The following is a 7,415-nucleotide window of genomic DNA, read 5'->3' as shown; positions in this document are numbered from 1 at the left end:
GCCGGTGGACCGGTTACAGTGTAACCCCAACCTCTCCAACGGGATCGCCCGCATATCGGGATGCAGGATATCCGAGTTCAACCACGACCCGAGAGCCCTGGCCGACGCCGTCATCGCCACCCACAGGAGATTCGGAGGCGACGGAGCCAAGGTGTTCACCGACCTCTTCACCGTCGCCGAGGCTATGGGAGCCAAGATCAAGTTTCCCGACGACGACACGGCGGACCTATTGGAACCTGCCATAGACGACGTCTCCAGGATCGACGAGCTGGAGCCTATAGATCCGGAGAAGGCCTGTAGAATTCCGACCCACCTGAAGGCGATGGAGATGGTAGTGGACGAAATAAGCTCCGAGGTCCCCTGCACCGCCTTGGTGGTCGGCCCCTTCACCACCGCCTTCTTTCTGATAGGTGTAGAGAAAATGACGAGACTGATGGTGCGAGATCCCCAGTCGGTGGATAGGCTATGTCAGGTCTCGCTGGAAAGCACACTGCGCTACGTAGACGCCGCCGCCTCCAGAGGCATGGGGATATCCATAGCAGAGCCTCTCTCATCCTGTACCGTCGTCAGCCCCAAACACTTCAGACGCTACGCCGCTCCAGTGGTAGGAAAACTGCTGAACCACATCAAGGACAAGGGCATGGGCACATCGATGCACATCTGCGGCAAGACCGACGGGATCTGGGAGGATCTGGCCGACATGGGTCTAAACGCCCTCAGCATCGACAACGTGGTCCCCCTACCGGGTTGCGTATCCAAGGTAGGCGACAGGATGAAGATAATGGGCAAGGTGGACCCCTCGTCGGTTATGTTCGCCGGAACCAGGGAAGAGGTTCGAAAGGCCTGCCTGTCCGACATCCGAGACGCCTATCGATCGCCCAAGGGATTCGCCCTCATGTCCGGATGCGGCCTTCCGGTGGAGACGCCGATAAGGAACATAGACGCCATGATGGATGCAACCAGGGAGCTCGGGTGGCCCATAACCGAGGAAAAACTGGAGAAGGCTCTGGCGATCGACAGATATGACGACTGATATGACCGAGCTAAAAAGGCTGGTCGGGGCCCTGAAGAGGGAGTCGTTAGACCGCCCTCCCTGCATATGCCCCGGCGGAATGATGAACATGATCGTAGAGGACGTTATGGACCTGACCGACAGTACCTGGCCCGAGGCACACCTCGACGGAGAGGCCATGGCCGAGCTGGCGGCGGGACAGCCGGAGAACGGAGGGTTCGAGAACTACGGGGTTCCATTCTGCATGACAGTAGAGGCCGAAGCCATGGGGGCGCCTGTATCGATGGGAGACAGGATCCACGAACCGAGGGTTATCGGATACGTCATGTCGAACTCCGGCGACATGAACAGTTTAAAGGAGATGGACCTATCCTCCGAACGTACGGCCCAGGTATGTAGGGCGATTTCCCTCCTGAAAAAAAGAAACGGCGACATACCGGTAATAGCCAACCTAACCGGTCCGATAAGCCTTGCCACATCGCTCGTGGATCCCTCGCTTTTCTATAAGGATATGAGAAAGAGCCCGGAGAAAGTCCAGATTCTGATGGATTTCGTGGTGGAACAGCTCGTTCGATTCGGAAAAGCCCAGGTCGAGGCGGGAGCGGACGTCCTCACCATATCGGACCCAAGCGGAACGGGAGAGATCCTGGGACCTAAGGCATTCGAAAGATGGGCAATCCCCGCTCTCAACGGCATACTGGACCGACTCTCCACCTCCGTAAAGGGCACCATAGTACATATATGCGGACGTCTCGGCGGAGTGGCCCATCTTCTGGACGACATAAGGAGCGACTGCATCAGTTTCGATTCCATAACCTCCGCCAAAGAGTTGGCCCTCAGGTTGAGCACTAAATCCCTTATGGGAAACGTGAGCACCCTTGCCATAGAGACGGCCTCTCCAGAACATCTGAAACGGATGGCGAAGGTGTGCATGGACCAGGGAATCGATATTCTGGCCCCCGCCTGCGGCATTGGAGCGGGGACGGCACTTAGCCAGGTACGGACTCTGGTGGATAGCGCAAAGGAAAGGAAGTCTTCATGACGTCGAGGATTACCATCGATGGAGACAAGGTCCTGGAGTTCTCTCCGGGGCCTACCCTGTTGGAGATACTGAGAGAAGGCGGAGTCAAGACAGAGGCTCCCTGCGGAGGCAAGGGAATCTGCGGAAAATGCCGGGTCACCCTGAAAGGAGACGGAGGCCCCGTGACGGACGAGGAGAGGACCTTTCTCTCGTCGGAGGACATCGCAGAGGGAGTTCGACTGTCCTGCCTGTGCCGCCCGGTCGGCGACGTCGCTGTGTCCCTGTCCGATCAGGAGGAAAAGGGTTCGGCCATCCTCACGGACGGGAACCGCCCGGATTTCGAGATATGCCCCGCCATAGGCGCCGTGCCTATATCGATACCGAGACCGGAGATAAGAGACGGAATGTCCCTTCTGGACCATCTCGAATCGGTAACAGGGCCGCTTAAACCGGACGCATCTCTGGTCAGGAGGATTCCCCAGGCGTTCAGATCGAAGGAAGTAACCGCGGTCTTCCACAAAGACAGCCTGATAGACCTGATACCGAAGAGAGACCCCGAGCTTTACGGACTGGCGGTTGATGTAGGTACCACGACGGTGGTCGTGTCGTTGATATCCTTGAAGACCGGGGATACCGTCGGATCCGCCAGCGAGATAAACCCCCAGAAGGACTTCGGCCTGGACGTGATCTCCCGAATAGAGAGATGCGAGACCTTTCCTACCGGTCTGGAGGACCTCCATGACGCCATAATCTCCTGCCTGGACCGCCTCGTGGACAAAGTCTGTTTCGATAAAGGGACCTCCAGGAAAAGAATATACGAGATGGCGATCGGCAGCAACGCCACCATGACCTCTCTGCTGCTGGGGGTCCATCCCTGGTCACTGGGCAGGGCTCCTTTCAGCCCTGTTCTTCGAAGGGGGATGACCGTACCCTCGGTAGACCTGGGGGTAGAATTGGCTCCGGGAGCCAGGGCCTACGTCCTGCCCGGAGTCTCAGCCTACATTGGCTCCGATATAGTGGCTGGAATGGTGGCTACCGAGCTGATGGAAGACCGGGGCATCAGGCTCTTCATAGACATAGGCACGAACGGTGAGATCGTCCTGTCCGACCGGGGCAGGCTCAGCGCCTGTTCTTGCGCCGCCGGGCCCGCTCTGGAAGGGATGAACATAAGCTGCGGCATGAGGGCATCGGACGGAGCGGTGGAGTCGGTTCGCCTGAACGAATCCTTCGCCGAACTGGGAGTCATAGGCGGAGGAATGCCCAGAGGGCTATGCGGCAGCGCCATACTGGACGTGTTATCCGAGGTGGTCCGTCTTGAGATGGTGGGCAAGACGGGGAGACTGAAACCGGGGCCCATGATCACAGAGGAAAACGGGAAAAGGGCGTTGGTCCTGAGAGAGAGGGATCCGAGGCTCACCGTGACCCAGGGCGACCTTAGACAGGTTCAGCTGGCGAGAGGGGCCATACTCTCCGGATTCATATCCCTTCTGGAGGCCAACGACCTGACAATGGCCGACATAGATCAGGTCCTGGTAGCGGGACAGTTCGGACGCCATCTGAGCATCGACAGCCTGACGGGGTCGGGGCTCATACCGATGGAACTAAAGGAACGAATAACCTATTGCGGCAACACCTCCGGAGCTGGAGCCGCCATGTGCCTGCTTTCCAGGAAAGCCAGAGACGACGCAGAGAGGATTTCCGACATGGTGGACTACGTCGAGCTATCCGTGCTGGAGAGTTACGACCGTCTCTTCTCCAGATGTCTCCAGTTCGAGGTATCGAGATGAAGGGCTGCCCTGTGTCGAAGAACGGAGCCATGCCGGACGAGATAGGCTCCCGCTATCCCTTTCCCCAGGTACACCGCGACGGGGAGCTCATGGCCCAGGTGGCGGAGGAATTGATGCGATTAGAAGGAGACATCTACTGTTCCGTGCCTTTCTGTTCCACCGTGGAGGCCGAGGCCTTCGGGGCGCAGGTAAGGATGGGGGACCACAGGACCACCCCTCTCATACCCAAGTGTCCCTGGGACGACCCCGACATGATCCCGAAGGAGATTCCATCGCCTGACTCCGGCAGGATGGGTGAGGTCATGAAGGCGGTGTCCATACTGAGGGGAAAAGGTCTTCCCGTCATATTGAAGATATCCGGGCCCTTCTCCACCCTGATGGGGCTGCTGGATCCCAAGGTTTTGTTTCGAACCGCCAGAAAAGATCCCGACAGAATAGAGATCGTTCTGAAAGGAATATCGGCCTACTCTCTCTCCTGTGCAAAGGAGGCGGCGAGACGGGATATCTCGATAATCTCCCTGGCGGAGCCCTCCGCCACCCCCGACCTTCTAGGCCCGAAACGGTTCGAAAAGCTGGTCTCCCCTGCTTTGACCAGACTGTTGAGGGAGATGGACCGATTGGACGGACCGTGGAGCGGTTTTCTGTGCGGACGGCTCTCGTCGTCCATGGAAGAGATAGGGGCCATATCGGGACATACCGCGGAGATGGGATCGGGAAGATACGGAGATCACCTCGAGACCCTCAGAACTCGGGGGATCCGGTGGTTCGGAGGGGGCTGCGTGGCCCAGACTCCCGCCGACGCCTGTAGAATACGGACCATGGACGTGACGGACTAAAAACTCTCCGGGGCACACCTAACAACATTTCTGCTTTATACTTTAAGGACGTTAAACGGGAGGTGCGTCCTTTGCATTTAGATAGCTTTCAGATATTGGCGATCGCCCTGTCGGGGCTGATAGCGGGGCTTTCCAAGTCGGCTCTGCCCGGGACGGCCATTCTCATGGTCCCGCTCATGGCATCGGCCTTCCCGGCCAAATTGTCGGTCGGGCTGTCTCTGCCCATTCTTATAGCAGCGGACATCGTCTCCGCCCCGAGCTACAGAGGGAACTGTTCGACACCATAAAAGACGAGATTTTCAGGGACCATCCGAAACTATCGCCGGACGAGGTGGATCAAAGGTCCAGGATATTCGTGGCCTATCCCTCGGTAAAGCCTGAGCTCGTATCGGGACACTGTACGGGAGGATCGGTAGACCTGACCCTGGCGGACGAAAAAGGACGGACCGTTTCCATGGGCTCGGGGTTCGACGAGACCTCCGAGAGATCCTACACCGACCATTACGACAGGATCCTGGAGACGAAAGGTTCCCTGTCCCTGGAGGAAGAGGATATACGGAACAACAGGAGGTTACTGCTGAACCTCATGGAGAGCGTGGGGTTCTCCAATTATCCCAATGAATGGTGGCACTTCGACTACGGCAACAGGAACTGGGCAATCAGAACAGGTCAGGAAAACTGCATATACGGGTTCGTCCGTCCCGAGATGAGGTGGCGAAACTAATGGAACAAACGATCGCCCCGCCCGGGCTATATTTAGCCTGGGCGGGGCGATATCATGGACATACACTCGGAGAGGTCGTTTCGGCTCCGCTGAAATGACCTCTCCGAAGACTAGCGCTTTCAGAGATACCCTTCAGTCGAAGTAAACTCCCTCTATAGCCAGCAGTCTCCTCTTGATCCCCAGTCCACCGGAATATCCACCGAGAGAGCCATCGGCCCCTATAACCCTGTGACAGGGGATAGCCACCGGCACAGGGTTTCTGCCGTTGGCACCCCCTACTGCCCTGCAGGCCTTCGGCTTGTCGATCGCTGCGGCCAGTTGGGAATACGACACCGTGGTACCGTAGGGAATGGCCTTCAAAGCGTTCCATACCTTCAGCTGAAAATCGGTTCCCTTCAGGGAAAGAGGCAGGTCGAAATTCCTCAGCTCTCCGGCGAAGTAGGCCCTAAGCTGTCCAACTGCCTCTCTGAGATCCGAAGGAGACCGTCGCCAACGGTCGAAAAGCGGCATAGGGATATCCTTGTCCTCGTACAGCTTGATCCCGCTGACCCCGACCTCGTCCATGAGCACCAAGGCACCGCCCCATTCGGTCTCGACGTTGTCGTAGAGCATCTTACCTCAAGCCTCCCATTATGTTTACCATCCAACCGTATAGAACCGGTATATGCTGAGGTTTAAAGGCGAAGGTCGCGAAGGCCCCCATGGCGACCACGCTGTGGAGAATCGACAGGAACCCCTCGTATTTCTCTCTCAAAGCGATATAGCCCAAGGTCCACATACATATGGCCATCCCTATAAGGTAGAAGATCACCGGACTGCCCGCGTCGGGTAGATGGGTCATTATCCTTATCTTGAGGACCGCGTAGGCGGACCATCCCATCAGGAAATAGGCCTGAGCGATGAAAAACACCAGGTCCAGGCCCACCCTCAACAGCTTGCTCTGAAGATCGTCGCCAGTGGTACCGCCGAATTCCCCGGAGGCTATGGAACGCCTGGTTCCGGATACAAAAGGGGTCACGTACCGAGCATATAGCACCGCTATGATGTATCCCCACAGTATCAACGACAGGGTGAAAGAAAAGGCTTTCATGCTCTACATCTCCCTCAGAACGTAATCCAGATGGCCCAATCCGACGGCCTCTCCGTGACGAAGCTGCTCCATCGAATCTATCTTATCGTACAGATCCTTGAAGGGATCGGTCCCGGCCTGGAGATCACCATATCGAGACAGGCCTTGTCCAAAGCTACGGGATCGGTCGAGGCAGCAAGTCCTATGTCGGGCACCACCGAGGCGTCGCTCCAAGGGACGCAATCGCACTGAGGCGTCACGTCCATTATGAAGTTCAAAAAAACCGTCTTTGTTTCCTTGTCCGCCACGGCTCCCAGAGCGTACTCGGCCATCCTCCGGTGAAACTGGACTACGTCGGTCCTCCAGTCCAGGGAGATCGCCGAGGCGGGACAGACAGTGAGACATTCGCCGCAGCCGATACAGACATCCTTATCTATAACGGCCTTTCCTCCCGTCATGGAGATGGCCTTGACCGGGCAGTTTCTGAAACAACGGCCGCATCCCACGCATTTTTCGTCGTCCACCGACATCCTGGCCGAATGCTGCTCCTTCTTACCCTCGGCGGGAGCACATCCCATGGCTAGATTTTTCACCGCACCTCCGAAACCAGCCATGACGTGCCCCTTGAAATGGGACAGTACTACCATCGAGTCGGAAGAACGAATGTCCGAGGCTATCTTGACCGAGGAAAAAACCTCTCCCCTCACGGGGATCTCCTGAAAGTTCCCGCTCCTGAGTCCGTCGGCTATTACCAGGGGAGCCCCTGTTACCTCGAAACCGAAGCCGTGCTCTATAGCGGTCAGGAGGTGGTCCACCGAGTTCTTCCTGCTGCCGGTGTAGAGAGTGTTCGTGTCTGTAAGAAAGGGCTTAGCCCCCTTTTCCTTGGCCCAGTCCACCGCTTTTCTCACGAAGATAGGGCGTATGAAACCATCGCATCCCCTCTCGCCGAAATGAAGCTTTACCGCC

General features: G+C 57.3%; 9 protein-coding genes. 6 read left to right on the top strand and 3 right to left on the bottom strand.

What is annotated here, in order from left to right; all coding sequences use genetic code 11:
• The 6 genes from DPEP_RS12485 to DPEP_RS13615 form a co-directional block, all read left to right on the top strand.
• A partial coding sequence (locus DPEP_RS12485; RefSeq protein WP_005662649.1) for a uroporphyrinogen decarboxylase family protein occupies positions 1-1,033 on the top strand: 1,033 nt, incomplete at its 5' end.
• On the top strand, positions 1,023-2,054 hold the full coding sequence (locus DPEP_RS12480) for a uroporphyrinogen decarboxylase family protein (RefSeq protein WP_198003047.1): 1,032 nt from the start codon (positions 1,023-1,025) through the stop codon (positions 2,052-2,054). The genes DPEP_RS12485 and DPEP_RS12480, both read left to right, overlap by 11 nt.
• Positions 2,051-3,820, top strand: coding sequence for an ASKHA domain-containing protein (locus DPEP_RS12475; protein WP_005660540.1), 1,770 nt, complete (start codon positions 2,051-2,053; stop codon positions 3,818-3,820). Before DPEP_RS12480 ends, DPEP_RS12475 begins: the two co-directional genes overlap by 4 nt.
• Entirely contained in the window at positions 3,817-4,656 is an 840-nt protein-coding gene (locus DPEP_RS12470) for a uroporphyrinogen decarboxylase family protein (protein ID WP_005660539.1), read from the top strand. Before DPEP_RS12475 ends, DPEP_RS12470 begins: the two co-directional genes overlap by 4 nt.
• A 71-nt stretch (positions 4,657-4,727) precedes the next feature.
• Positions 4,728-4,943 carry a hypothetical protein gene (locus DPEP_RS13620; RefSeq protein WP_005662647.1) on the top strand — a complete coding sequence of 72 codons (216 nt, stop codon included), beginning with the start codon at positions 4,728-4,730 and terminating at the stop codon, positions 4,941-4,943.
• Between the two features lie 44 nt (positions 4,944-4,987).
• On the top strand, positions 4,988-5,380 hold the full coding sequence (locus DPEP_RS13615) for a M15 family metallopeptidase (RefSeq protein WP_241760520.1): 393 nt from the start codon (positions 4,988-4,990) through the stop codon (positions 5,378-5,380).
• A gap of 132 nt (positions 5,381-5,512) precedes the next feature.
• Here DPEP_RS13615 and DPEP_RS12455 read toward each other — a convergent pair whose 3' ends face one another.
• The 3 genes from DPEP_RS12455 to DPEP_RS12445 all read right to left on the bottom strand — a co-directional run.
• Positions 5,513-5,992: a methylated-DNA--[protein]-cysteine S-methyltransferase gene (locus tag DPEP_RS12455; protein WP_005660733.1), complete on the bottom strand. Its 480-nt coding sequence runs from the start codon at positions 5,990-5,992 to the stop codon at positions 5,513-5,515.
• A 1-nt stretch (position 5,993) separates the two neighbouring features.
• Positions 5,994-6,470: a hypothetical protein gene (locus DPEP_RS12450; RefSeq protein ID WP_005660732.1), complete on the bottom strand. Its 477-nt coding sequence runs from the start codon at positions 6,468-6,470 to the stop codon at positions 5,994-5,996.
• Between the two features lie 77 nt (positions 6,471-6,547).
• Positions 6,548-7,415: DUF362 domain-containing protein (locus tag DPEP_RS12445; protein WP_005662642.1), on the bottom strand; the 868-nt coding region annotated here is incomplete at its 5' end.

This window comes from Dethiosulfovibrio peptidovorans DSM 11002, from assembly GCF_000172975.1.
GTDB classification, from domain to species: Bacteria; Synergistota; Synergistia; order Synergistales; family Dethiosulfovibrionaceae; genus Dethiosulfovibrio; species Dethiosulfovibrio peptidovorans.
This window is presented reverse-complemented; position numbering and strand designations above follow the sequence as displayed.